The sequence below is a fragment of the Xanthobacteraceae bacterium genome (genome assembly GCA_019454205.1).
Lineage (GTDB): Bacteria > Pseudomonadota > Alphaproteobacteria > Rhizobiales > Xanthobacteraceae.
The window spans coordinates 676,289-701,971 of sequence record CP075369.1 but is presented as its reverse complement, the minus strand read 5'-3'; the positions used below and the strand labels follow the sequence as shown (position 1 = coordinate 701,971).

Here is a 25,683-nt window from a genome sequence, read left to right as displayed (position 1 = left end):
TTCGGCGTTAGCTTCCCGGCAACATCCGCTGCAACACGCCGTCCTTGCGGATGACGTAGTGGAACAGTCCTGCGCCGATATGCGCACAGGCGAGCAGACCCACCGCAAATCCCATCAGCTTGTGGCGCGCGAAGATGAAGTTCGAGATTTCCTCGTTCTTCGCGAAGAAAGGCTGAATCTCGAACAAGCCGAAGAAAGGTGTCACCGCGCCGTAATACATGTTGGCGATCGCCCCTGAGATCGGCGTCAGGAACAGCAGGATATAAAGCGCCCAATGCGTGAGCTTGCCGGCGATGCGATAGAAAGCCGGAATGTCCGGCCCCGGCGGCGCGCCATGTACGATCCGGTAGATCAGCCGGATCGTCATCAGGACCAGAATGAGCACGCCGAGCGATTTGTGGAAGTTGTAGAGGTTGAAGGGCGCGTTCTCGATCTCGCCCATCACGATCCCGACCGGAATGACCGTCAGCACGAGCAGCGCGACGATCCAGTGCAGGGATTTTGCGAAACCGGAATAGCCCTCAACCGGGTATTTCGAGATGGCGCTCATATATATTCTCCGGACAAACCGCTGGGGGCGGCGAGAACAACAGCGCTACTTTAGCATGGTTCCAGGCGGGGTGGACGGCCCCAGCTTCCCTGCGGCTGCGTACAACGGCAGGGTTTGACGGACCCGGCGCTCGCCGGATCGTTACCGCGCCGCACTAAAACTGTTACTGGCCGCCCGAAAAGAGCGCGCTATAGTCGCCGGGCCATTCAATCCGGGGGACTGAGAGATGTTCAAGTATCTGGCGATCGGCCTCGTCGCGGCCGGCACCTTCATGTTTGCGACTTCCAATGACGCCCATGCCTATCGTTGCCGCGCGGACAGCCCGCAGGCTTACGGCTGGGGCTATCACTCCAACTCGCTGCGCTATGCGCGCGACCGCGCTCTTTACGAATGCGCAGTCCGCACCCCGCGCGGCTATACCTGCTACATCACGAGCTGCAGGCGCTGACGTAACGTCATCTGCGCTTTACGCCGGTCCGCAACCGCGGGCCGGCGTTTGCATTTCAAGTACCGAGCAGCGGAACGCCGCGCGGCCATTGCGCTTTCGCGTTCCCTCGGCCATCACCTTGCGATACCAAACATGAACCGCGAAGCCGGTACCGGCACAGCGCGGTCCGCGGGGTGAACGCCATGTCTCTCGAAGATTTCCGTCGCGAAACACGCGCATGGCTGGAGCAGAATTGTCCGCCGGGCATGCGCAAACCCTCGCGTGGCGAGCCGGACATCTGCTGGGGCGGACGCAACTGGCAATTCCAGTCCGAAGACCAGAAGATCTGGCTGGAACGGATGGCGGCGCGCGGCTGGACCGTGCCGATGTGGCCGAAGGAATACGGCGGCGGCGGGCTTTCACGCGAGGAAGAAAAAATCCTCCGCGAGGAAATGCGCGCGATCAACGCGCGCTCGCCGCTGGAAAGCTTCGGCATCTGGATGCTCGGCCCGGCACTCCTGCAATTCGGCAACGAAGCGCAGAAGAAGGAACATCTGCCGAAAATCGCGCGCGGCGAAATCCGCTGGTGTCAGGGCTATTCCGAGCCGGGCGCAGGCTCTGACCTCGCATCGCTGCAAACGCGCGCCGAGGACAAGGGCGATCATTACCTCGTCAATGGCCAGAAAATCTGGACATCCTATGCGGACAAGGCGGACTGGATTTTCTGTCTCGTGCGTACAGACCCGGCCGCGCCGAAGCACAAAGGCATTTCCTTCGTGCTGTTCGACATGGCAACGCCCGGCGTTTCGACCAAACCAATTCTTCTTATCTCCGGCAAATCCCCGTTCTGCGAGACATTCTTCGACAACGTGAAGGTGCCGAAGCAAAATCTGGTCGGCACCGAGAACGACGGCTGGACGATTGCGAAATACCTGCTCACCCACGAGCGCGCTTCCATCGGCGGCGGACTGGCCATCGCCGCGCTGCGCTCGTTGCCCGCTGCGGCGGTGAAAGCCATCGGCAAGGATGCGGCGGGACGCCTCAACGATCCGTTCGTGCGGCAGGAAATCGTCCGCGCCGAAATCGACGGCCGCGCATTGTTCGCGACCATCGACCGCTACAAGGCGGAAGCCAAGGCCGGACAGGGCGTCGGTGCGAAATCCGCGATCCTGAAATACGCGGGCACCGAACTGAACAAGCGCCGCTATGAAACCTTCATGACCATCGCCGGCATCGACGGACTGGAGTGGGAAGGCGCGCGTTCGGAAGACGGCACGCTTGCCCGCGAATGGCTTCGCACCAAGGCGAATTCCATCGAAGGCGGCACGTCCGAAATCATGCTTGGCATCGTCGCCAAGCGCATCCTCGATCTGCCGGGAGCCTGACCATGATCGCGCTCGACGAAGACCGCATCATGCTGCGCGACTCCGCGCGCGGCTTCCTCGCGGAGAAATCGCCTGTAAGCGCGCTGCGCCGCCTGCGCGACACGAAAGATAAAGACGGCTTCGACCGCGACCTCTGGCGCGGCATGAAGGACATGGGCTGGACCGGCATCCTGATCGACGAAGCAAATGGCGGCTCGGACTTCGGCCATGTCGGCATGGCGCTGGTCTGCGAGGAGATGGGCCGGACGCTGACCGCCTCCCCGTTCCTCTCGACCGCGGTGATGGCGGCGACCGCAATCCGCCGCGGCGGCAACGACGAGCAGAAGAAGAAATGGTTGCCTGCGATCTCGGACGCGAAGGCGATCATCGCGCTGGCCGTGGACGAAGGCCGCAAGCACGCGCCGGAAGGCATCGCGCTAAAGGCGGAGATGGCGGGCAACGCCTTCAAGCTGAACGGCGAGAAAAGTTTCGTGGTGGACGGGCATGTCGCGGACAGCATCCTCGTCGCGGCGCGCGTCGAAGGCGAACCGGGCAACAAGGAAGGCATCGCGCTGTTCCTGGTCGATGCGAAATCTCCCGGCATCACCATCGAGCGCGTGACGAGCGTGGATAGCGGCAACAATGCGCGCATCCGCTTCGACAACGTGAATGCCACCGGCGCCGACGCGCTCGGCGAGACCGGCAAGGCTTACGGCCTGCTTGAGAATGCGCTGAACGCGGGCCGCGCCGGCGTCTCCGCGGAAATGCTCGGCATCGCGGGCGAGAGCTTCGAACGCACGGTTGCTTATCTCAAGGAACGCAAGCAGTTCGGCAAGGCGATCGGCGAATTCCAGGCGTTGCAACACCGCGCCGCGCATCTGTTCGGCGAGATCGAGTTGCTGCGTTCGCTCGTGCTCGCGGCCTGCGTCGCGCTCGACAAGAATCCCGACGGCGCCGGCACGGCGGTGAGTGCCGCGAAGTTCAAAGCCTGCGAAACGGCGAAGCTCGCGGTTTCCGAAGCGGTGCAGATGTTCGGCGGCATGGGCATGACCGACGAAATCGACGCAGGGCTGTTCATGAAACGCGCGCGCGTCACGCAGGAGTTTCTCGGCGACGCTTATTTCCACGCCGACCGCTTCGCACTCAGCCAGAAATTCTGATTTCCTTCTCCAAACAGCAGTAACAGGTACATCCCATGACCATCCGCTACGACAATCGGGTCGCTATCGTCACCGGCGCAGGCAACGGCATCGGCCGTTCGCATGCGCTTGCCCTCGCCGAACGCGGCGCCAAGGTCGTCGTCAACGATCTCGGCGGTGCGCGCGACGGATCGGGCGGTTCGCTCAGCGCTGCCGAGAAAGTGGTCGAGGAGATCAAGGCGAAGGGCGGAGACGCCATCGCCAACGGCGCGAACGTCGCTAAATATAATGAAGTCGAGGCGATGATCGCCGACGCGAAGAAGAAGTGGGGCCGCGTCGATATCCTCGTCAACAACGCCGGTATCCTGCGCGACAAGACCTTCCACAAGATGGAACTGGACGATTTCCGCCTCGTCCTCGAGGTCCACCTGATGGGTTCGGTGAACTGCTGCAAAGCGGCGTGGGAAATCATGCGCGAGCAGAATTACGGGCGCATCGTGCTGACTTCTTCCTCGTCGGGCCTGTACGGCAACTTCGGACAGGCAAACTACGGCGCGGCGAAAGCCGGCATGGTCGGCTTGATGAACGTGCTCCACCACGAAGGGCAGAAGTTCAACATTCGCGTGAACACACTCTCGCCCACCGCGGCGACGCGCATGACCGAAGAATTGCTGCCGCCGAACGTGCTTCAGCTCATGCAGCCGGAAGCGATCACGCCTGCCGTGCTTTATATGGTGAGCGAGGACGCGCCGTCGCGGACCATCATGGGCGCGGGCGCAGGCGTGTACGCGGTGGTGCGCGTCGTTGAGACGCAGGGCGTCTACCTCGCTCCGGAGGAGCGCACGCCGGAAACAATTGCCGCGAAATTCGCGGAGATTTCCGACATCAAGACCGCGCAAATCCTCGAAGGCGCGTTCCACCAGACGCAGAAATATGTCGCGATGGCCGCGAAAGCCAACGGGATCGACTTGTCGAAAAAATAACACGCCGGTTTCGTGCGGCGGAGCTAGACTTCGCCCATGAACAGGACAGCGACTCGAAAGACCGAGCACTTCTCCGATGCGGCGGCGCTCGCTTCCGCGCTCGCCGCGCGCAGCGGCAGGAAGATGGTGCTCGCGCTGCCGCTCGGCCTCGGCAAAGCGAACACGGTCGCGAACGCGATCTACGATTTTGCGTCGAACGAGCCGGCACAACAGCTTTCCATCTTCACCGCGCTGACGTTGCAACGGCCGCAGGTTTCGGGACTGGAAGCGGCGTTCATCAATCCGGTGCTGGACCGGCTGTTCAAGGACTACCCCGACCTGCACTACGCCCGCGCGCTGCGCAGCGGAACGGTGCCTGCGAATATCGACGTCAGCGAGTTCTTCCTGCTGGCGGGTCGCTGGCTCGGCGTGGCAGCCGTCCAGCAGAATTACATCTCCGCGAACTACACGCATGCGGGACGCTATGTGCTGGAGCGCGGCATCAACGTGATTGCGCAACTGGTCGCGAAGCGCGTGGTGAACGGCGAGACGCGCTACTCGCTCTCCTGCAACACCGATCTGACCCTCGATCTCTTGCAGGCGCGCGCGGAAGGCCGCGCGGATTTCGCGCTGGTGGCGGAAGTGAACAGCGAATTGCCGTTCATGCCCGGCGACGGCGACCTGCCGGAAAGCGCGTTCGATTTCGTATACGAAAACAGGGCCACCGACTTTCCGCTGTTCGCCGTGCCGAAATCGCCGGTGCCCCTCACCGCCTATGCCATCGGCCTGAACGCCTCGACGCTGGTGGCCGATGGCGGCACACTGCAAATCGGGATCGGCGCGGAAGGCGACGCCGCCGCCCATGCGCTGGTGCTGCGCCAGCGCGATAACGCGGCGTATCGCGAGACGATTGCGCGATTGTTGCCGTTCGAAACTTCTCCTCCGCGTGAACTCGGCACGTTCGACGCCGGTTTGTACGCCGCCACGGAAATGTTCGTGGACTCGTTCCTGCCCCTGATCGACGCCGGCGTGGTGAAGCGCGAAGTCGATGGCGCGCTGCTGCAAGGCGGATTCTTCCTCGGGCCGAAGGATTTCTACCGCCGCCTGCGCGAGATGGGCGACGGCGAGCGCGCGAAACTTCAGATGAAAGCGATCTCCTACGTCAACCAGCTCTACGGCGATGAGGCGAAGAAACGTGCGGCGCGCGTGAAGGCGCGCTTCATCAACAACGGCATGATGGCAACGATGCTCGGCGCCATCGTCTCGGACGGGCTGGACGACGGCAAGGTCGTGAGCGGCGTCGGCGGCCAGTATAATTTCGTGGCGCAGGCTTTTGCGCTCGACGACGCGCGCTCGATCATCTGCGTGAATGCGACGCGCACTTCGAGCGGCAGTACCAGTTCCAACATCATCTGGAACTACGGCCACACCACCATCCCGCGTCACCTGCGCGATATCGTCGTTACCGAATATGGCATCGCGGACCTTCGGGGAAAATCCGACGCGCAGGTCGTAGCGGCGATGCTTTCAATCGCGGATTCCCGCTTCCAACCGGAATTGCTGCGCAAGGCGAAAGACGTGGGGAAGATCGCGAGGAACTACGAAATCCCCGCCGCTCATCGCAATAACACGCCAGAACGCATTATCCTTGCGCTCTCATCCGCGAAAGAGCGCGGGCTGTTGCCCGACTTCCCATTCGGCACGGATTTTAACGAGACCGAGCAGCGGCTGGTCCCTGCGTTGCAAACGCTGAAAACCGCGTCCGCTTCGCCGCTCACACTCCTGCGACTCGCGATGCGCGGTTTCTCCGCGAAGGAAAACGAAAAAATGCGCGAAGCGCTGACACGCGTACAACTCGACGCACCGACTGACCTTCGCGGAAAGCTCTACCGCATGTTGCTGAAAGGCGCGCTTGTTTAGGTGCGCGTCATAATTTCGCGAAAGCGTGTGACCGGCGCGGGGTTGCGGATCATGGTCAGCGGCATGGAGAAATGCCCGCGATCCCACACAAAGCGGTTCTCCGCAGGCACGCCCCAGGAATCGATCAGGCTCAGTCCGCTCGCGTAAGGCGTAACCTTGTCGCGCAGGCCGAGTACGGTGACGATCCGGTCCGGCCTTACGGCCGCTTCCCGCGCGGGATCGAGCAGGCCGAGCGCGTTCTCGATGCGCTCGCGATTCCAGCCACTCGCTTCGGCATCCACTGTAACGCCGAGCAGACCTGCCATCGAGCCGCCGAAAGTGGCGTCGGTCATGCGTCCCGAATGGGTGATGAGGAATAGCCCCTCTGCGCGCGGCTGCCCGCTCGCGGCGTGACGGTCGGCAGCGAATTGTGCGATCAGCGCGCCAAGGCTGGTGCCGCCATAAGCCAACGGGCCTTGCGAGTTTTTGCGCGCCCAGTTGGCGAGCACCGCCCATTCCTGCGCCGCGCCGCCGAACACATCGAACAGGCCGCCGGGCATCCGGTGCATCATCGGCTCGCCGCCGAAGCTGCCGCGCGGACGGCGGCGGCCATGCCACGGCGCAACGGGACGAATGACACGGAAACCTTCCGCGCGCAGCGTGCGCGCTTCGTCGATCAGTCCGCGCCAGTGATCGAACTCGATGCAGATGCCGTGGCCGAAAATCACGGTCGGCGGGTTCTTCACGCCGCGGGGCTCCAGCACACGCGCATAGACCGTATCGCCGAGCCATGGCGACGGACTTTGAAAGCAGAGCCAGAAATCCGTCCCCGCGCTGCGTTCGACCCTGCGCGATTCTTCGACAGGGACCGAAGCGGGATTGCCCGGCATCTCGCGCAGCTTCTCGAACTGTGCGCCATATACGGCCGCGACTTCCTCCGGACTTTGGGTCGCGAACCGGATCTGCGGCGGCTCGCGGCGAAGCAGGAAACCGAACGCGCGGCGCGTCATGTTGTAGTCGTGGCTGGCATTGAAACGCGCGCTTTCGATTTCGCGCAAACGCTCCGCATCGACCGCCTGCCCGCCGAAAAACGCTTCCTGCCATTCCGCCTCGCGGCTGTCCGCGATTGCGCGCGCTTTCGCGGCGTGTTCGAGCGCGGCAGCAAGTTTCTTTTCGTCGTTTGTGCGGCGCGGCAAGCGCGTCGCTTCATAGAACTTGTCGGTGGATAGCCCGGCCTGTTCGGCCGCTGCCCAGAGCAGCGAAGACGGCACGAAGATCCTGCGCAGCACCCACGAACTGATGGGGTCGAACCAGGGCCAGCCGAGGGCGTAGCCTTTCAGCTTGCGCGACCAGTTGCGCGAAGGCCGGGGTTTGTATTGCATGGGCGGTTCGTGACCGGAGCGTGACAGAAAAACGGATCGCCGGAGAATTGCGGCGCTTCATAGCGGATTGCGTACCCGCCGTCTCGCGGGGAAGTGGGGCTGAATTATGTGGTCTGAAGTCACGCTGCCGCTGTGGCTGGTCATTATCGCCGCGCTGCTGGCGGCGCTCGCCTTCCTCGACCGGCTCCTGATTCCAAGCGTGCGCTGGGCGCTGCGGCGGCGGGCCAACAAGGCGATCAGCGAACTCAACACCCGGCTCCGGCTCCAGATCAAACCGTTCAAGCTGACCAAGCGCCAGGTATTGATGGACCGGCTGGTATACGACCCGGAAGTGCTCCACACCATCGACGAGTATGCGCGCGACAACAAAATGCCGCGCGAAGTCGTCATGGAGAAGGTGAAGAAATACGCGGGCGAGATCGTGCCCTCGTTCAGTGCCTATGCCTATTTCCGTATCGGCACGCGGATCGCGAAGCGGATTTCGGAATCGCTCTACCGTGTGCGCATCGGTATCCGCAACGAGGACTCCTTTGCGAAGGTCGATCCCGACTCTTCCGTCGTGTTCGTCATCAATCACCGTTCCAACATGGACTACGTGCTAGTGACCTATGTCGCAGCCACCTCGTCTGCGCTGAGTTACGCGGTCGGCGAATGGGCGCAGATCTGGGGACTGCGCAACCTCATCCGCTCGATGGGCGCCTACTTCATCCGTCGCGACTCACGCGATGCGCTCTACCGGAAAGTTCTTTCGCGCTATGTTCACATGGCGACTGCTTCCGGCGTGGTGCAGGCGATCTTCCCCGAAGGCGGCCTGAGCCGCGATGGCAAGTTGCGCCCGCCGAAGTTCGGCCTGCTCAGCTACATGGTGGCGGCGTTCGATCCCAAGGGGCCGAAGGATGTCGTGTTCGTTCCAGTCGGCGTGAACTACGACCGCGTGCTGGAAGACCGGATGCTCACCAGCGCCGCAAACACCGAGCCGGGCAAGAAGCCGGTATTCGGCTTCAACCTGTTCACGTTCCTCAAGCACTTCCTCAATGCGATTTGGCTCGCATTCCGCGGACGCTGGTACCGGCTCGGTTATACCTGCGTCAGTTTCGGCGAGCCGTTCTCGCTGAAGAAATATGTGGCGGAGCAGAAGATTGATTTCCGCGACCTGCCCGAAGATACGCGTCACGCCGAAATCGAGAAGCTGGGCCTGAAGCTGATGGACGCGGTGGGCCGCGTGGTGCCCGCCCTTCCCGTTTCGCTGGTTTCGACTGCGCTGCTGGACGCCAACCCGGCTGCGCTTTCCCTGTTCGAGATCAAGGCGCGCGTCGCGCGGCTGATCGACGAACTGGAGTCGAACGGTGCCTACGTCCACATTCCGCGTGCCGACCGTGACTATGCCATCGAAGTCGGCCTGCGCATGCTGCGGCTGCGCCATCTCGTGCTGGAAGACGACGGCAGCTTCCGCGTGAACCCGAACGACGTTCATGTCGTGCGCTACTACGCGAACGCGATTGCGCACCTGCTGCCGGACGCTTCCGCGGCAGGCGAGTTTTCTCCGCTTCCGGTGCAGGAAAAAGAGAAGACGCTGGTCGAAGTGGTACAGCCCGCGACCTGAAGACGTCTCACAACTACGAATCCTCGTAGCTAGCGGCGCCAACCCACTCGCCCAGTGCGTAGCGAAAGCGCGACGATTTGTGCGTCCCGAAGCATAGACTCGCTATATTTCCCAAGATATAACGTAAATAACGCGTCAATCCGGGCTGGGATGCGCGTTTCAAGGCTCGAGGGAGCCGGTCAGCAAAAAACTAGGCAAGGCAAAAGCCTGTGACCGGGGGCGTTATGCGCGTTTCTCTCTCAGCGATTCTTCTATCCACTACGGCTATCTGTTGCTCTCAGCCTGCATTCGCGCAGAGCAATGAAGTGTTCAATCTCGGCACCATCACGATTACTGCGAGCCAACCCGGCTCGACCGTTTCTCCTACAGGCGTCACGGTTTCCAGCGAGCAGCTATACGTGCGCAATGCCGTCACGCTTGACGATGCGCTCGCCAACATTCCCGGCGTGAACGCGACGATGGACAGCAACGCGCGCCGCAACGAGCGTGATATTTTCGTACGCGGCTTCGGCCGCTGGCAGGTACCCCTCACCGTCGATGGTGTCCGGGTCTATCTGCCCGCCGATAACCGGCTCGACTACAACCGATTCATCACGCCAGATCTCGCCGAGATTCAGGTCGAGAAAGGTTATGCCTCGGTGCTCAATGGTCCTGGGGGCATGGGCGGCTGGATCAACCTGGTCACGCGAAAGCCGACAAAGCCCTTCGAGGGCGAAGTCACCGCAGGCATGAACCTGGATAACCGCGGCAATTTCAATGGCTGGCAGACATACGCGCGACTCGGCACATTGCAGGAACGCTATTACCTGCAAGGCAGCATCGCGGTGGTCGATCAGGACTACTGGACGCTATCGCGCAAGTATCAGCCGGTTCCGGGCAGCCTCGAAGACGGCGGCCGCCGCATTAATTCGGATTCGAGCGACTGGCGGGCCAACTTCAAGCTCGGCTTCACGCCGAACGACACCGACGAATACGTCTTCAACTACATCAAGCAGGAAGGCGAAAAAGGCGCGCCGCTCCATGTGCGCAATAACCCTCCCGTTCCTGCGAACGGATTCTGGCGTTGGCCATACTGGAACATCCAGAACGTCAGCTTCCACTCCAATACGAAAATCGGCGAAGTGTCTTACGTAAAGACCAAGCTTTACTACAACACGTTCGACAACCTGCTCTCGGCCTACGACAACATCACCTACACGACGCAGAGCGCTAACGGCCGCTTCGACAGCTATTACAACGACACCGCCTATGGTGCGAGCATCGAGGCTGGAACACAGATCATTCCGAGAAATACGCTGAAGACGGCGTTCCACATCCGCTACGACACGCACAAGGAATACAACGACAACCGTCCGACCGATCCGGTCAACAGGAACATCGAACCGGTACAGACGCAGAAAGAGCAGACCTGGTCGATCGCGGCCGAGAATACGTTCCACGTCAACCGCGACTTGGACTGGATCGCCGGCGTCAGCTACGACCAGAACAAGCTGCAGCGCGTCGAGGAATATTCGACCGTGCTCGGTCTTTATAATTATCCGCTCGGTGGGAGCGATGCGTTCAACTGGCAGTCGATGCTGGTCTGGCGCTACTCAACGGCGGGACAAGTGCACGCCAGCGTTTCGTAGCGCAGCCGCTTCCCTACCTTGTTCGAGCGGTTCAGCACGCGCTTCGGCACGGCACTTCCCAACCCGGACCTCGGGCCTGAACGCTCCACCAATTACGAACTCGGCTGGAAATATCGCTTCAACCCGGACACCAAGATCGAAACCGCGGTGTTCTACAGCGACATGAAGAATTTCATTCAGTCCGTTCGCCTGCCAACGCCGCCGAACCCGGCCAACACCACGCAGTTCCAGAACGTCGGCGATGGTTATTTCTACGGGTTTGAGATTTCCGGCGAGACCCGCATCACCGGCGATCTGCAATTTGGGGCGAACTATACGTTTATCCGGCGCGAGATCACCGATACCGTGAACACCACATTCCGTCCGACCGGCGTGCCGCAACACAAGGCCTATATGTTCCTCAACTATCAGGCCCTTTCGCAGCTCGAAATCATTCCGAGCGTGGAAATCGCGAGCAGCCGCTGGACCGAAGTGGTGCAGAATCCGGCGCCTGCTGTCGGCGCCTATTACCTGACGGGTTCGTACATGCTGGTGAACCTGACTGCGAGATACCGGATCCGCCATAACGCGGACATCACGGCCGGCGTCCGCAACATGTTCGACAAGCATTTCGAACTGGCGGACGGCCTGCCCGAACAGGGCCGGACATTCTTCGCGAAGATGCGCGCGACGTTCTAGCCTTCACATCCCTTACCGGGTACGGGCGGCGCGAGGTAATCCTCGCGCCGCTTCGCTTTCGCAGCTTGCCTAGCCTGCAAGAAACGACAACGCAAAATCCATTTGCGCAACCCGTTATATTCTGCTATACATATCGCTACTGGCTGAGAGAGTGGTTTCCCTCCGCTGGACGCTATCCGGAGCATCGCTTGGCGCGTGCCGTCAGCGACCTCCGGATATTTCATTTTGCAGAAGCTATTTCTTCTTGGACGAAGGCGCGGCGTCGACCAGCTTGTCGAATGCAAGCAGCGTGCTTTCGGTCGCGGACGCGGCCTTGGTTTCAAGCTGTTTGAACAGCCTGATCACTTCGCGTCCGGTATCGGTGAGCTTCGCGCCGCCGCCCTGCTCGCCGCCGGTTTCGGTACTGATGACGGGCTGGTTGAAGGTTTTGTTGAAGGCGTCGATCAGCAGCCAGGCTTTCCGGTAGGACATGCCGAGCCGGCGCGCCGCCGCCGAGATCGAGCCTGTCTCCGCAATCGCCTCCAGCAGAATGATCTTGCCCGGTCCGATGCGCGGACCCGACGCCAGATCGAAACGGATTGAAATTCTTCGCTCGGCCATTTCCGCTTTATCGCATGCCGCGCAGCCAGCGCACAGCGCCCTGCCCCGCGGCGAAACCGGTCGCAAAACACCCCTGCAACAGATAGCCGCCGGTCGGCGCTTCCCAGTCGAGCATTTCGCCGGCCGCGAATACGCCCGGCATTCCGCGAAGCATGTAGTTTTCGTCGAGACCCGCAAACCCGACCCCGCCCGCGGTCGAGATCGCATCTGCCACCGGCATCATGCCGGTCAGGAGAAGCGGAACAGCATGGATGAACGAAGCCAGTGTCTTTGCGTCCATGTCCTGCACGCGAAGGGATTGCTGCGCGGCCGCTTCATGGAGCAGCGCGATTCCGGCCGGGGTCAGTTGCACGCTCTTGCGAAGGAAATTGGAGAAAGACTGTTTGCCGCGCGGCGCAGCCAGGCGTTTTTCAAGGTCCTCGGCAGAAAGGTCCGGACGGAGGGAAATTTCCAGCGTTGCGCTGCCCTTTAAAAGTATCTCTTCACGTAACGCGGATGAGATCGCGTAAATCGCGCCGCCTTCCAGCCCTTCTTTGGTAATCATCGCTTCGCCGCGAACAGCTTTTCTCGCGCCGCGCAGCGCAACCCGCTTCAGCGGCGTGCCCTCGAAGCGCTCGCGAAAAGCAGGCGACCACCCAATCTTGAAGCCGCAATTCGCGGGAAGCAGCGGCGAAACTTCCACGCCCGCTCCCTGCAGTATGGCTTGCCACGATCCATCCGAGCCAAGCCTCGGCCAGCTCGCGCCGCCGAGCGCCAGCACGACCGCATCCGCTTGTGCTGTTGCTTTCCCCGCCGTCGTGTCGAACAGAAGCTCGCCATCGCTCCAGCCCAGCCAGCGGTGGCGGAACCGGAAAGCGACGCCCGCCGCATCGAGACGGCGCAGCCACGCGCGCAAGAGCGGCGAGGACTTGAAGGCTTCGGGGAAAACACGACCGCTGGAACCAGCGAAAGTTTTCTGTCCCAGCTTCTCGCTCCATGCGCGCAACATCTCCGGCGTGAAACGCTCGATTGCCGGGCGCAGCGCGGTTGTGCGAGCGCCGTAACGCGCAACGAAGGATTCGAAGTCTTCTGTGTGCGTGAGATTCAGTCCGCCTCGGCCCGCGAGCAGAAACTTTCGCCCCGGCGACGGCATGCGCTCGTAGACCGTTACCGCAACACCTGCATCCGCCAGTTGCTCGGCCGCCATCAATCCGGCGGGACCGGCGCCGATCACGACGGTGTTGCGTACAGGTTCTTGCGTCGTCATCTCGCTTCAACAAACCTGGCTGGAAAAAACAAGACCGCCGCTCAGGCGTTTGCGAAACCGGCGGTCTCTTTTCAGATACCACTCCCGGCTCATCGCCGCACGGCGGTCGAGGTGCCATTCGACATAGAGCAGCGTCCAGCTTCGCCCGCGCGTCGAGCGCGCGCCGGTGCCGCCGTTGTGGCGCTTCACGCGCTTCGCAATGTCGTTGGTCCAGCCGACATAGGTACGGATGCCGTGGCGGTCGGCGCAGCCAAGCACATAGACAAAACAGGTCATCGCCGCGCCTATTTGATCAGCGCGCGCAGCTTCTTGATGATGTCGCGCAGTTCCGGTTCCTGCACTGCGTTCGCCGCGTCATCGACCCCGAACCATTTCGTCTCGCGTTCTTTTTTCTCCGGCCAGGTCGGCATCTGTTGTTCGACTTCAAGCGTGAAGGTGGCGACGTCGCAAGTAATCACGGAGCCGTCGGAACGCTTCTTGTCGTAGCGATAGCTGCCGACCGGTTCCTCGGAAATGCGCCCTACCAGCCCGGCTTCTTCCATCGCTTCCAGCGCGGCAAGGTTGCCCGGCGTCACGCCCTTAATCGGCCAGCCTTTCGGAATGATCCAGCGCCGGGTTTCGCGTGAAGTCACCAGCATCACCTCGACCGCACCGCCTCGTTTACGGCGAAACGGAAGTGCCGCGTATTGCTGGGCTTTCGCGCGATCGGGACTCAACTGAACAACCCCGTCAGCAGATAAACCAGCGACGCAATAGCAGCGGAAGCAGGCAAGGTAATGACCCATGCGACCACGATGTTGCTTGCGATGTTCCAGCGCACCGCGGATACGCGCCGCGCCGCGCCGACACCGACAATGGAACCCGTGATGGTGTGGGTCGTGGAAACCGGAATTCCCAACCCCGTCGCCGTGAACAGCGTGATCGCGCCGCCGGTCTCCGCGCAAAAGCCCTGCATTGGCGTAAGCCGCGTGATCTTCGAACCCATCGTATGAACGATGCGCCAGCCGCCCATGAGCGTGCCAAGGCCCATGAAGAACTGACAGGTGATGACCACCCAGAACGGCACATAGAAATCCTTGCCGAGATGGCCGGTCGAGAACAGCAGCACGGCGATGATGCCCATGGTCTTTTGCGCGTCGTTGCCGCCGTGGCCGAGCGAATAGAGCGAAGCCGAAACGAATTGCAGATGGCGAAAGGTGCCATCCACCGCGCGCGGGTGCGCGCGCACGAAGATCCATGACACGACCAGAACCAGCACCAGCGCAAGGAAGAACCCGGTCATCGGCGAAAGCACGATGGCGGCGGAAGTTTTCAGGACGCCGGCCCACACGATTGCAACGCTGCCCGCCTTCGTTACCGCTGCACCGAGCAGACCGCCGATCAGCGCATGCGAACTGCTGGATGGGATTCCGGCCCACCAGGTGATCACGTTCCACGTAATCGCGCCCATCAGCGCACCGAAGATCACGCGCTCGTCCACGATTCCGGCCGCGACAATCCCAGTGCCAACGGTGTTCGCGACGTGCAGGCCGAAGAAAAGAAACGCGATGAAGTTGAAGAACGCGGCCCAGATCACCGCGTATTTTGGCCGCAACACGCGAGTCGAAACGATAGTCGCAATCGAGTTGGCAGCGTCGTGCAGGCCGTTCAGAAAATCGAACAGCAACGCGACCGCGATCAAGCCGATCAGGATGTAGAGACTGGTGCTGGCGTCCATTTCTTCCGCCCGTCACAGGTGATCGGTGACGAGAGCACTGATTTCGTTCGCAACGTCTTCCAGACGATCCACCACCTTCTCCAGATGGTCGTACACCTCGCCGCCGACGATGAAATTCATCGCGTTGCCATTGCGGCTGGCGAGGAACAGCGCCTTGCGGCCTGCATCGTGGAGGTGGTCCGATTTTTCCTCGAGGTGGACGATCTTCTCGGTCATTGCATGCAACTGGCTGCTGTTCTTGCCGAGCGCGCTGAGCAACGGCACCGCCTGCTCGACCAGCCTGGCCGCTTCCAGAATGATCTCGCCCATCTGCTGCATCTGCGGGTCGAACGCACGGACTTCGTAGAGCGTGATGATCTTCGCGGTCTTGTTCATCTGGTCGATGGCGTCGTCCATAGACGTGATGAGGTCCTGAATGTCGGAGCGGTCGAACGGCGTGATGAAAGTGCGGCGGACCGCCTTCAAAACCTGCCGCGTGATTTCATCGGCATCGTTCTCGCGGTCGAACACGATCTTGCAATAATGCTCGACCTTGTCCCCGCCCTGCAAAAGCAGTTCGCGCAGCGCTTCCGCGCCGGCAACGGTGACTTTCGCGTGGCTGGAGAACATTTCGAAGAACTGTTCTTCCTTCGGCATCAACGCCTGAAACCAGCGCATCATTGGACTGCTCACATAAAAAGGAATCGCGGACTGTCATTTTACAGGAACGGCAAGGGCCTCCGCGTCACGCCGCAGCGCTATCCCCGTCCGTAAGCAGCCTAGAAACGGGTTCGCCTACGCTTCACGGGTGCGCTAGGCTGTCGGGACAAAGAGAGAAAAAACCTATTAATATCAAATACATGACGACCAGCGAAGCCCGAGCCAGCCTGACGCTGCCCGGTTTCGGATTGCGGCAGGCGGCGCTCGTTGCCGGCGCAACCGCAATCTATCTCGCGCTGGAGTGGATCAGCTACCTGCACGAGTATCGCGGCGTGCCGATCACGGCATGGAATCCGGGTGTCGGATTCCTGTTCGGCCTGATCGTCGCCGCCGGCCCGCGCTATGCGATCAGCCTGTTCGCGGGCGTAGTGATCGCGGAGATATTCGTGCTTCGCACCAGCGTCGGCTGGCCGATCCTGCTCGGCATCGCCGCTATCTATGCGAGCGTATTTGCATTCGCGGCGCATCTGATGCGAACGCGCCTGATGATCGACACGGGCTTGCAGCGGCTTCGCGACGTGCTGTTGCTGCTCTCTTCCGGTTTCATCACGACGCTTGCAGTCGTCATTCTGGTCTGCGGGCTGTTGCTGCTCGACTCCGAGATTAGCTGGCGGGATATTCCCCGCGCTTTCGTTCCGTTCATGGTCGGCGACATGATCGGGATCGCAGTTGCCGCCCCGCTTGTGCTGCGGCTGGTGACGCAGCGCATCGAGATCGACTCGGAATTGTTCGCGGAGTTCGCGCTCTACACCGCGCTTTCGCTCGGCGCGCTCTGGATCGTGGCGGAGAACGGCTTTCCGGGGGGGCTGAAATATTTCTACCTGCTGCTGATTCCCGTACTCACCGCCTCGATCCGGCATGGCCTTGACGGCGCGTGCGCAGCGCTCGCGATCGCGCAGGTCGGACTGGTCGCGGTTTCGCAATACTACGGCGCCGATGACCGCTCTTTCACCGAGATGCAGCTCCTGATGCTGGCGCTCACCACCGCCGGGCTGATCGTCGGCGTGACGGTCAGCGAACGCGAGAACGCCTTGCATGATGCCGAAGAAGCACGGCGGCTCCTGAAAGAGAAACAGGACGAGGCGGCGCAGGCTGCGCGCTTCAATCTGGTCAGCGGCATGGCCACAGTCCTTGCGCATGAAATCAACCAACCGATGACAGCTACACGCGCGCTGGTGCGCTCGGCGCAGGAACTGCTGCGCGGGCAGAAAACCGACATCCCGCGCGCCGACGCCAATCTCGCGAACGCCATCGCGCAAGTCGATCATGCCAGCAGCATCGTGAAGCGCATGCGCGATTTCCTGCGCCGCGGTTCTCCGCGCCTAAGCACCCTGGAACCAAAGGAAATGCTGGAAGACGCCATCGCCCTCGCCCGCACCGCAGCCACGACACGCGGCGTTGGACTGCGACTCGGCGACGCGGACAATCTGCCGCTCGTGCATGGCGACCGCGTGCAGTTGCAGCAGGTTCTGCTCAATCTTGTGCAGAACGCGATCGATGCAGTCGCCGACGCAAAGCCGGAGAACGGCACAATCACCCTTTCTGCATACACATTCGACGACCCATCACGGGTGGAATTCGCAATCGCGGACAACGGCCCCGGCATCAAGACCGATATTCTCGACCGCCTGTTCGAGCCGATGGTGACTTCAAAACGCGAAGGCCTTGGACTGGGGCTGGCAATTTGCGCGTTGATCGTCGAGGCACATGGTGGAAAAATATGGGTAGCGTCGCGAGAACAGGGCGCGACCGAGTTTCGCTTTTCCCTCCCTGCTGGATCCTAAGCACTAGGTAACAATGGCCGCGACGGTTTATGTGATCGACGACCAGGAAGCGGTGCGCCATGCACTGCGCGAAATGCTCACGGTATTTGGCTTTTCCGTCGAGACATACGAGTCTGCCGATGCCTTTCTGGCCTCCCCGCCGGAGGAGCCGCAAGGCTGCATCGTGGCCGATGTACGCATGCCCGGAACCGACGGGATTGCACTGACCCGCGAGCTTCAGAAGAAAGATTCGAGCCTGCCGGTGATCCTGATTTCCGGACACGCCGATATTCCGATGGCGGTCGCCGGTATCAAGGCAGGTGCCGCCGAGTTCATCGAGAAGCCGGTGGACGACAAGCATCTGGTCGCCGCGATCAACCGTTGCATGACGCAGCTGCTGGACCAGCGAAATGCCGAGACCGCCAACGAGACGCTCAACGCGCGCTTCGCCCAACTCACGCCGCGTCAGACTGAAATTTTCGACCGTGTCGCGGTCGGCATGACCAGCGCGGAAATCGCGGCTGAACTCAAGATCAGCGCCCGCACGGTGGAGAGCTATCGCGCTGAAATCATGGACAAAATGCAGGCGGACAGCGTCGCTTCCATCGTCCGTCAGGCAATCCGTCTGGGGCGCATTACTCCGTAAAACTACCCCCCTGATCCCACGAATACATTTCTACGGCCCCGCTCTCTAGGGTTTTTCCGTCGCCTGTTCGCATCGAACGGGCAGCCATCGACAGGAAAAACGCCGTGAGCAGTTTCGGAATTCGCCCGGGTTCGCACCGCGCCAATTCCGTGCGTCCGGCCCGCTTTCCCTTAGCACCTTATGCACTGGTCGCGTTCGCCGCTGTTGCGGTGTTCGCGCTCGCGCAGATGTTGCCAAGGGAATTCGTGCTGCCGGCCGCCAGCGTCGTTCTTCTTGCCGCAGCGGGCGCAATCGCGCTCGCCGCTTCCCTGCTCCGTGTTCGCGTGATGCGCGGAGAAATCGGCCTCTGGGATACCGCCGGTGCTTACGCGCTGTTTGGTTTCGCCGCCGGGATGATGAGCGGTTCGCAAAACATCATCGGTCTATTCGGACATCTCGCAACGAACAACTAGGAACAACATAGCAGGACCGGGCCCCTCTGGCAGCGCGCACGCGCTGCGATGTCGGACTGCATAAACACAAGGCTCGGACCATGACTATGATTATGCCCGCCGATGCGTGGGTCGCGTTGTTTCAGGTCATCATGATCGACCTGGTACTCGCAGCGGACAACGCCATCGTAATCGGCCTCGCCGCTGCCGGATTGCCGGCGGAACAACGCAACAAGGTTATCTTTATCGGCATCATCGCCGCGACGGTGCTGCGCATCGCTTTTGCAGCGGCGACCACACAACTGCTCGCCATCGTCGGGCTGCTGTTCGCAGGCGGCGTACTGCTGCTCTGGGTCTGCTGGAAGATGTGGCGCGAACTGCGCGAAGGCGGCCACGAGGAGGAGCAGGAAGCGCACGAAGCGCTGACGGATGTCGACGTCAATGCCGACGGCACGATCGCGGGCAAGGCGAAGCGCAAGACCTTTGCGCAGGCGGCATGGCAGATCGTGATCGCCGACGTCTCGATGTCGCTCGACAACGTGCTCGCGGTCGCGGGTGCGGCGCGCGATCATCCGGGCGTGCTGGTATTTGGCCTTGCGCTCTCGGTTGCACTGATGGGCCTTGCCGCGACCTTCATCGCGAACCTGCTCCAGAAGCACCGCTGGATCGCCTATATCGGCCTCGCGGTCATCCTCTATGTCGCGCTGGAGATGTGCTACCGCGGCGTAATGGAACTTATTCCGGTCGCGCGAAGACTGGCGGAGATGATCTAGCAATATAAAGACAACAGAAACTCTCAGCGCCTGAACGCCGCGGTTCGTCCGCGGCGTTTTTTTTGCGCCGCCTCAGACGGAGCGCATGATCCCGCCATCGACCCGGATGTTCTGGCCGGTGATGTATCCCGCTCCCGGCGAGGCGAGGAATGCAACCGTCGCGGCGATTTCCTCGCTGGTGCCGTAGCGCTGCATCGGCACGTTCTGCCTGCGCTCGTCGGTCTGCGGCAGGCTGTCGATCCAGCCGGGCAATACGTTGTTCATGCGTACGTTATGCGGCGCATAGTCGTCGGCGAAAATCTTGGTGTAGGCGGCAAGACCGGCGCGTGCGACCGCGGAAGTGGGAAACATTGCGCTCGGCTCGAATGCCCACGCGGTCGAGATATTGATGATGGTGCCGCCCTTCTGCTTCACCATGACCGGGGTAACAAGACGCGCCGCGCGGACGACATTGAGGAAGTAGACTTCCATGCCGCGGTGCCAGTCCTCATCGGTCAGTTCGAGCAGCGGCTTGCGCGGGCCATGACCGGCGCTGTTCACCAGCGTATCGATGCGGCCCCAGCGCTTCATCGCCTCATCGACGAAACGCGCGAGATCGTCCGCCGACTGGTTCGAGCCGGTGACGCCGATGCCACCAAGTTCTTTCGCCAGCGCTTCGCCCTTGCCGGAAGAGGACAATACGGCGACCTTGAACCCGTCGGCGGCGAGTTTGCGCGCGCAGGCTGCGCCCATTCCGCTGCCGCCCGCCGTCACCAGCGCTACTTTTTCTTCTGGCATTTTCAGGCTCCCCGATTGATTACGGGCAGCGATACCCCATCCCGTGCGGTTACGCGACCCGGCACGGCACTTTCAGGAACCCGCGGAAGCGCGCGCGGCCGCCGCCGGTCGGCGCGCCGGTCAGTTCGTAGGAAGGAAAGCGTGCAAGGAATCGCGAGATCGCAACCGCGCCTTCCAGCCGCGCCAGATTCATGCCGACGCACTGGTGGATGCCGGAAGCGAAGGCGAGATGCCGGTTCGGCGCGCGGCCGATATCGAACTTGTCCGGTGCGGGAAACTCGCGCGGGTCGCGGTTCGCCGCGCCGATGCAGACCGTGATCTTTGTCCCTTCCGGCATCGCTACGCCGCCGATCTCGACCGGTTTCACCGTGATGCGGTTGCCGAGCTGGTTCGAGCTTTCAAAGCGCAACACTTCCTCGATTGCAGTCTTGATGAGGCCGGGGTCGCCGAGCAGGCGCTGCTTCTGATCGGGAAAGCGGCTCAGCGCCACCAATCCGTTGCCGATCAGGTTGGTCGTCGTCTCATGGCCGGCGTTGAGGAGAAAAATGCAATTATGCAGCAACTCCTTCGAGGTCAGCTTCTCGCCGTTGACGTCGCCCTGAATGAGTTTCGTCAGCACGTCCTTGTCGGGATTGCCGGGATTGTTGCGCCGGTCCTCGATCAGCCCTTCGAGATAGGCGATGAACTCCGTGACCGCGCGGTTGCCGCGCTCGGCGGCAGCTGGCGTCACCACCGGCTCCAACGCGCCGAGAATGGCGAGCGACCATTCCCGTAGCGGCCCGCGCTCGCCGCGCGGCACTGCGAGCAGATTACCGATGACCTCGACCGGGATCGCGCTCGCGAAATCCTCGATCAGGTCGACGTCCCGCTTCTCCGCCATGTCTGCGATCAACCGGTCGACGAGCGCGATCAGGCCCGGCTCCAGTTCTGCGATGGCGCGCGCGGTCAGCGCGCCGAAGATCAGACGCCGCACGCGCGTATGCAGCGGCGGATCGTTGAAGACAAGACTCGTGGTGTGATGTTCGTAAAGCGGAGAGTCGCCGTATTTCGGCTTGAACTCCACCTTCTTGTCGGAGCTGCAAGCATCGGTGTCTTTATAGACGCCGAGAATGTCCCGGTAGCGCGTCAGAAAATAGGAGCCGTCCGGCATCCGCTTGACGGGTTCGTGTTCCTGCAAAGCGGCGTAATAAGGATAAGGGTCGGCATAGAAATCCGCAGGCAATTTGCCGAGATCGAAATTTGCGGCAAGCGTCTCAGGAGTGACGGACAAGGTATTCTCCCGTTCCCGTGTTACCCGGCGAGTCCGCGCCTGACGAATTGCCAGACCTGCTCCGGCGCTTCGACATGCACGTTATGTCCCGCGCCTTCAAACAGGTATGCGTTCGGATCGATGGCACGCATATCGTCGAGCGTCACCATCGGATCCTTGGAACCGGCGGCGAGGCGCAATGGCGGATTTGCGCGGCGCAGCGCATCGGGCACCAATTGCTCGACTGCGAAGAATGTTCCCGGCTCCTGTGCAATCTTCCATCCACCCTCGGCCGCGACGATCCCTGCTTCGGCATCTGTCGACAAGGCATCAACCATCCCGAAAATGCCTGCCATTTTAAGGTAGCGCTCGATGGCCTCCCCGCGCGTCGCGAAGATTTTTGCCGGCCGCTTCGCGAGATCGAGCGCTTTTGCTTTCTCTTCCTCGCTCCATTTTATCTTGACTCCGAAGGCGAGCGCCGCGCGCGGCTGCACGCCGAATGTGCCGCTGCCAAGCAATGCCGCGATCACGCCGCCGAAGGAATGGCCGAGCACGATGATATTCTTTGCGCCTTCATCCTGAATCAGCGCGCCCGTATCCGCCGCGTGCTGTTCGAAAGTGAAAGGCCCCTGCTTTACCGAGCGGCCGTGACCGCGAAAATCCGGCGCAAGCCAGCGGCCGCTCCATTCGCGATCGAGAATCTTCGTGAACGGATGCCAAACGGCCGCGTTTGCACCGAGGCCGTGCAGGAGAACCAGCAAGTCCTCGCCCGCCCCGCCGCGTTCCGCGAACAGCATGTTCATAATCCGAGATAGGCTTGCGCCACGCGCCGGTCGTTCGCGAGCGCCGATGCCTCGCCGGAAAGAATGACCTTGCCGGTTTCCAGCACATAGGCGCGGTTGGAAATCGCGAGCGCGGCGGTCGCGTTCTGCTCGACCAGCAACACGGTGATCCCGCGTTTCGGCAGTCCGGCGACCGAGCTGAGAATCTGATCGACCAGCAGCGGCGCGAGACCCATCGACGGCTCGTCGAGCAGCAGCAGCTTCGGTTTCGTCATCAGCGCGCGTCCAACCGCGAGCATTTGTTGCTGGCCGCCCGAAAGCGAACCGGCCGCGATGTGGCGCTTTTCCGCGAGCACCGGAAACATCTGGTAGATGTTTTCCATGTCGCCGACGATTTCGCTATCGCCCCGCGCCCATGCGCCGAGCTTCAGGTTGTCCTCGACCGAAAGCGGCGAGAATACTTGACGGCCCTCCGGCACCTGCGCGACACCGAGCCGGGAGCGCATATGCGCGGGCACCTTCGAAATATCCTTACCTTCCCAATGAACGCTGCCGCCGGAAATCGGCTGCACGCCGGAGAGCGCGCGCAGGAACGTGGTCTTGCCCGCGCCGTTCGAACCGATCAGGGAAACGATCTCGCCCTCGCGCACCTCGACGGAAATACCGTGCAGCACTTCGATGCGGCCGTAGCGGCTTTTCAGGTCCTTGACCTCAAGCATGGCGCGCTTCCTCCGCGGCATGCTTGCCGAGGTAAGCGGCGATCACTTTCGGGTCGGTGCGCACTTCCTGCGCCGAACCTTCGACCAGCGTGCGCCCGCTCTCCAGAACATGAATCCGGTGCGAAATCTTCATCACGAGGCGCATGTCGTGCTCGACCAGTACGACCGCGATGCCCTGCGCGGCGATCTTCTGGATGATCTCGTCGATCTCGGCGGTTTCGACTGCGTTGCAACCGGCTGCCGGTTCGTCGAGCATCAGTACTTGCGGTTCGGCGGCGAGCGCGCGCGCAATTTCAAGACGCTTCAGCGCGCCATAGGGAAGATTGCCGGCTACCTGATCGGAAATGCCCTTGAGGCCGACGAAGGCAAGCAATTCTTCCGCCTTCGCGCGCGTTTGCGCATTCTGTTTTCTCACCGAAGGCAGCGAAAACAGATGCGGGAGCACGGCGCGCTTTTCGTGGAGATGGCGGCCGACCATCACATTTTCCACTGCGGTCATGCGGAAGAAGATTTGCAGGTTCTGGAACGTGCGCGAGAGGCCGAGCGCGCTCAGGCGATGCGCGGGAAAGCGCGTGACGTCCTTGCCGTGCAATTCGACGCGGCCGCTTTTCGGCACATACAAACCGGAAATGATGTTGAACAGCGTGGTCTTTCCCGCGCCGTTCGGGCCGATGATCGCGAAGATTTCAGCGGGTTTCACGTCGAGCGAAACATCCTGCAATGCAGTGACCCCGCCGAATTCGATGCCGATGTTGCGCACCGAAAGCAGGTTCATTTCTGCCTCCGGAAAATGCGGTTCGCCAGTGCAGGCACGATGCCTTCGCGCAGGAAGATCATGCAAAGAATAATGAGCAGGCCGAGCACGATGTGCTCGTAGTCGTGGAACACCGTCAGCACTTGCGGCAGGATCGTAAGGAACGCCGCGCCCGCGATGCTGCCGATCACCGAGCCGAGGCCGCCGAGCACCGCCATCGTGACGAACTCGATGGAGCGCAGAAAATCGGCCGTGCGCGGCGTGACGCCGCCGTCGTACAACGCGAGGAATGCGCCCGCGACCGAGGCATAGACCGCGGACAACACGAAAGCCGTCAGCTTGTAGCGCGCGATGTCGATGCCAAGCACGCCGGACGCCGGTTCGCTGTCGTGGATCGCGCGGAACGCGCGGCCGGTCGGGCTTTCGATCAGGTTCATCGCGAGCCAGGCGGCGAGAATCAGCGTAATGCCCGAAATCCAGTACCAAGTGATCGGCCCGCGCGCGGCCCAGCCGAAGAGCACGAGCCGCGGCACCGACATGCCGTCCGGGCCGCCGGTGTATTGCGCTTCGTTGGTGAACACCATCGCGATCAGGATGCCCATGCCGAGCGTCGCGACCGCGAGGTAATGGCCTTTCAATTTCAGGATCGGCCTGCCGATGATGAAGGCGAGCAGGCCAGCGATGGCCGCACCGAGGGGAAGCGCGGCCCATCCGGGGATGCCGAAATGAACCGGGCCGACCGCGACCGCATAGGCGCCGATGCCGAAGAAGCCGCCGTGGCCGAGGCTGACCTGCCCCGCATATCCCATGACGAGGTTCAGGCCGAGCACCGCGAGCGCGAAGATGAAAGTCAGCGTCGCGATGCGGAAATAGAAATTCGACGGCAGCACGAGCGGAAGAAGCAGCACCAGCGCCGCGACGGCAAGCACCACGCCATTCCGCCGGAGAAGCGGTGTCATGTTCATACCCGCTCGACGCCTGCTTTGCCGAACAGCCCGTTCGGCATCACGAACAGGACGAGCAGGATGACGATGAAGGCAATCGCATCCTTGTAGGCCGACGAAATGTAACCCGCGCCGAACGCTTCCAGCAGGCCGACAATCAACCCGCCCGCGATGGCGCCGAGCGGATTGCCCATGCCGCCGAGCATCGCTGCCGAGAATCCCTTCAGCGCGAGTAGCGTGCCGACATCGTAGTTCGTCAGCGTAATCGGCGCGACGAGAACGCCGCCGATTGCGCCGATTGCGGCCGATACCGCAAACGACGCGCAGATGATCCACATCGTATTGATGCCGACGAGGCGCGCCGCCATGCGGTTCGCGGCGGTCGCGATCATCGCCTTGCCCATCAGCGTGCGGGACATGAACAGCCATAGCAGCAGCACGATGATCGCGGCACCCGCGAGCACCAGCACGCTCTGCGGGAGGATGGTCGCGCCGCCAATGCGCAGCGGCTCGCCCGGCACGAAAGCCGGCAGTGCATGGAAGCGCTTGTCGAATACGACCGACGCCAGCCCGCGCAGCAGGATCGACGCACCGATGGTTATAATAATGAGCGTGACGGCGGAGGCGCCCCTGGCCGGCTCGATCGCCAGCAGATGCAGCGCCACGCCGACCAGCACCGCGATGGCGATAGCCAGCAACGCTGCAAGCGGCAGCGGCACGCCGGCGAGATGCGCGAACACGGTGACCATGCCGCCGAGCATGACGAACTCGCCCTGCGCAAAATTGATCACGCCGGAGGCGTTATAGATCAGCGTGAATCCGAGTGCGACCAGCGCGTAGACCGCGCCGACAGTCAGTCCCGAGAATGCGTACTGAAGAAACTGCGCCATCGCCCGTGGCCCCTTCCCCGGAAAATGACCGGGACGGCGATGCCGCCGTCCCGTATTCCGC

Annotated in this window: 25 protein-coding genes and 1 pseudogene; 11 read left to right on the top strand and 15 right to left on the bottom strand. The window is 61.9% G+C overall.

Going from position 1 to position 25,683, the window contains the following annotated elements:
• Nucleotides 1-7: 7 nt before the first annotated feature.
• Nucleotides 8-550: a cytochrome b gene (locus tag KF794_03390; GenBank protein QYK45752.1), complete on the bottom strand. Its 543-nt coding sequence runs from the start codon at nucleotides 548-550 to the stop codon at nucleotides 8-10.
• A gap of 226 nt (nucleotides 551-776) precedes the next feature.
• On the opposite strand from KF794_03390, the gene KF794_03385 reads away from it, so the two are divergent.
• From KF794_03385 to KF794_03365, 5 genes are all read left to right on the top strand, one after another.
• Entirely contained in the window at nucleotides 777-998 is a 222-nt protein-coding gene (locus KF794_03385) for a hypothetical protein (GenBank protein ID QYK45751.1), read from the top strand.
• A gap of 182 nt (nucleotides 999-1,180) precedes the next feature.
• A complete protein-coding gene (locus KF794_03380) occupies nucleotides 1,181-2,362 on the top strand; it encodes an acyl-CoA dehydrogenase family protein (GenBank protein QYK45750.1) in 1,182 nt (393 codons plus the stop codon).
• A 29-nt stretch (nucleotides 2,363-2,391) separates the two neighbouring features.
• Nucleotides 2,392-3,501, top strand: coding sequence for an acyl-CoA dehydrogenase (locus tag KF794_03375; GenBank protein ID QYK46578.1), 1,110 nt, complete (start codon nucleotides 2,392-2,394; stop codon nucleotides 3,499-3,501).
• A gap of 35 nt (nucleotides 3,502-3,536) precedes the next feature.
• A complete protein-coding gene (locus KF794_03370) occupies nucleotides 3,537-4,463 on the top strand; it encodes an SDR family NAD(P)-dependent oxidoreductase (GenBank protein QYK45749.1) in 927 nt (308 codons plus the stop codon).
• 36 nt (nucleotides 4,464-4,499) lie between these two features.
• Nucleotides 4,500-6,362: an acetyl-CoA hydrolase gene (locus KF794_03365; GenBank protein ID QYK45748.1), complete on the top strand. Its 1,863-nt coding sequence runs from the start codon at nucleotides 4,500-4,502 to the stop codon at nucleotides 6,360-6,362.
• On the opposite strand, the gene KF794_03360 is transcribed toward KF794_03365, so the two are convergent.
• Complete coding sequence (locus KF794_03360) at nucleotides 6,359-7,723, bottom strand: hypothetical protein (protein QYK45747.1); 1,365 nt, start codon at nucleotides 7,721-7,723, stop codon at nucleotides 6,359-6,361. The genes KF794_03365 and KF794_03360 overlap by 4 nt on opposite strands.
• A 106-nt stretch (nucleotides 7,724-7,829) precedes the next feature.
• Between KF794_03360 and KF794_03355 the strand changes: the two genes are divergently transcribed.
• A complete protein-coding gene (locus tag KF794_03355) occupies nucleotides 7,830-9,326 on the top strand; it encodes a 1-acyl-sn-glycerol-3-phosphate acyltransferase (GenBank protein ID QYK45746.1) in 1,497 nt (498 codons plus the stop codon).
• A gap of 224 nt (nucleotides 9,327-9,550) precedes the next feature.
• Nucleotides 9,551-11,632 (top strand): annotated as a pseudogene (locus KF794_03350) (TonB-dependent receptor).
• Between the two features lie 234 nt (nucleotides 11,633-11,866).
• Here KF794_03350 and KF794_03345 read toward each other — a convergent pair.
• Genes KF794_03345 through KF794_03320 form a run of 6 tightly spaced genes read right to left on the bottom strand, consistent with a single transcriptional unit; the run spans nucleotide 11,867 to nucleotide 15,855 of the window.
• Nucleotides 11,867-12,232, bottom strand: a complete 366-nt coding sequence (locus tag KF794_03345) for a LysR family transcriptional regulator (protein ID QYK45745.1) — start codon at nucleotides 12,230-12,232, stop codon at nucleotides 11,867-11,869.
• Nucleotides 12,233-12,239: 7 nt separating this feature from the next.
• On the bottom strand, nucleotides 12,240-13,478 hold the full coding sequence (locus KF794_03340) for a TIGR03862 family flavoprotein (GenBank protein QYK45744.1): 1,239 nt from the start codon (nucleotides 13,476-13,478) through the stop codon (nucleotides 12,240-12,242).
• Between the two features lie 6 nt (nucleotides 13,479-13,484).
• Entirely contained in the window at nucleotides 13,485-13,754 is a 270-nt protein-coding gene (locus tag KF794_03335; protein QYK45743.1) for a GIY-YIG nuclease family protein, read from the bottom strand.
• An 8-nt stretch (nucleotides 13,755-13,762) separates the two neighbouring features.
• Nucleotides 13,763-14,263, bottom strand: coding sequence for an NUDIX hydrolase (locus KF794_03330; protein ID QYK45742.1), 501 nt, complete (start codon nucleotides 14,261-14,263; stop codon nucleotides 13,763-13,765).
• On the bottom strand, nucleotides 14,191-15,195 hold the full coding sequence (locus KF794_03325; protein QYK45741.1) for an inorganic phosphate transporter: 1,005 nt from the start codon (nucleotides 15,193-15,195) through the stop codon (nucleotides 14,191-14,193). The genes KF794_03330 and KF794_03325 overlap by 73 nt, the downstream gene beginning before the upstream one ends.
• Before the next feature lie 12 nt (nucleotides 15,196-15,207).
• Nucleotides 15,208-15,855 (bottom strand): DUF47 domain-containing protein, encoded by a 648-nt coding sequence (locus KF794_03320; GenBank protein ID QYK45740.1) that lies wholly within the window; start codon nucleotides 15,853-15,855, stop codon nucleotides 15,208-15,210.
• Between the two features lie 179 nt (nucleotides 15,856-16,034).
• Between KF794_03320 and KF794_03315 the strand changes: the two genes are divergently transcribed.
• The 4 genes from KF794_03315 to KF794_03300 all read left to right on the top strand — a co-directional run bounded on the left by KF794_03315 (nucleotide 16,035) and on the right by KF794_03300 (nucleotide 19,507).
• Nucleotides 16,035-17,678, top strand: coding sequence for an MASE1 domain-containing protein (locus KF794_03315; protein ID QYK45739.1), 1,644 nt, complete (start codon nucleotides 16,035-16,037; stop codon nucleotides 17,676-17,678).
• A gap of 13 nt (nucleotides 17,679-17,691) precedes the next feature.
• The gene (locus KF794_03310; GenBank protein QYK45738.1) at nucleotides 17,692-18,303 is read left to right on the top strand and encodes a response regulator transcription factor; all 612 of its coding nucleotides are present in this window, start codon (nucleotides 17,692-17,694) and stop codon (nucleotides 18,301-18,303) included.
• 104 nt (nucleotides 18,304-18,407) lie between these two features.
• Complete coding sequence (locus tag KF794_03305; GenBank protein QYK45737.1) at nucleotides 18,408-18,755, top strand: hypothetical protein; 348 nt, start codon at nucleotides 18,408-18,410, stop codon at nucleotides 18,753-18,755.
• 80 nt (nucleotides 18,756-18,835) lie between these two features.
• The gene (locus tag KF794_03300; GenBank protein QYK45736.1) at nucleotides 18,836-19,507 is read left to right on the top strand and encodes a TerC family protein; all 672 of its coding nucleotides are present in this window, start codon (nucleotides 18,836-18,838) and stop codon (nucleotides 19,505-19,507) included.
• Nucleotides 19,508-19,579: 72 nt separating this feature from the next.
• Here KF794_03300 and KF794_03295 read toward each other — a convergent pair whose 3' ends face one another.
• From KF794_03295 to KF794_03265, 7 genes are read right to left on the bottom strand one after another with little or no spacing between them, the layout of a single operon-like run.
• Nucleotides 19,580-20,284 (bottom strand): SDR family oxidoreductase, encoded by a 705-nt coding sequence (locus KF794_03295; protein QYK45735.1) that lies wholly within the window; start codon nucleotides 20,282-20,284, stop codon nucleotides 19,580-19,582.
• 49 nt (nucleotides 20,285-20,333) lie between these two features.
• Entirely contained in the window at nucleotides 20,334-21,554 is a 1,221-nt protein-coding gene (locus tag KF794_03290; GenBank protein ID QYK45734.1) for a cytochrome P450, read from the bottom strand.
• 20 nt (nucleotides 21,555-21,574) lie between these two features.
• Complete coding sequence (locus tag KF794_03285) at nucleotides 21,575-22,330, bottom strand: alpha/beta hydrolase (protein ID QYK45733.1); 756 nt, start codon at nucleotides 22,328-22,330, stop codon at nucleotides 21,575-21,577.
• 2 nt (nucleotides 22,331-22,332) lie between these two features.
• Complete coding sequence (locus tag KF794_03280; GenBank protein QYK45732.1) at nucleotides 22,333-23,034, bottom strand: ABC transporter ATP-binding protein; 702 nt, start codon at nucleotides 23,032-23,034, stop codon at nucleotides 22,333-22,335.
• On the bottom strand, nucleotides 23,027-23,809 hold the full coding sequence (locus KF794_03275) for an ABC transporter ATP-binding protein (GenBank protein ID QYK45731.1): 783 nt from the start codon (nucleotides 23,807-23,809) through the stop codon (nucleotides 23,027-23,029). Before KF794_03275 ends, KF794_03280 begins: the two co-directional genes overlap by 8 nt.
• The gene (locus KF794_03270) at nucleotides 23,806-24,747 is read right to left on the bottom strand and encodes a branched-chain amino acid ABC transporter permease (GenBank protein QYK45730.1); all 942 of its coding nucleotides are present in this window, start codon (nucleotides 24,745-24,747) and stop codon (nucleotides 23,806-23,808) included. The genes KF794_03275 and KF794_03270 overlap by 4 nt, the downstream gene beginning before the upstream one ends.
• Nucleotides 24,748-24,749: 2 nt before the next feature.
• Nucleotides 24,750-25,622, bottom strand: a complete 873-nt coding sequence (locus tag KF794_03265) for a branched-chain amino acid ABC transporter permease (GenBank protein ID QYK45729.1) — start codon at nucleotides 25,620-25,622, stop codon at nucleotides 24,750-24,752.
• Nucleotides 25,623-25,683: the final 61 nt, after the last annotated feature.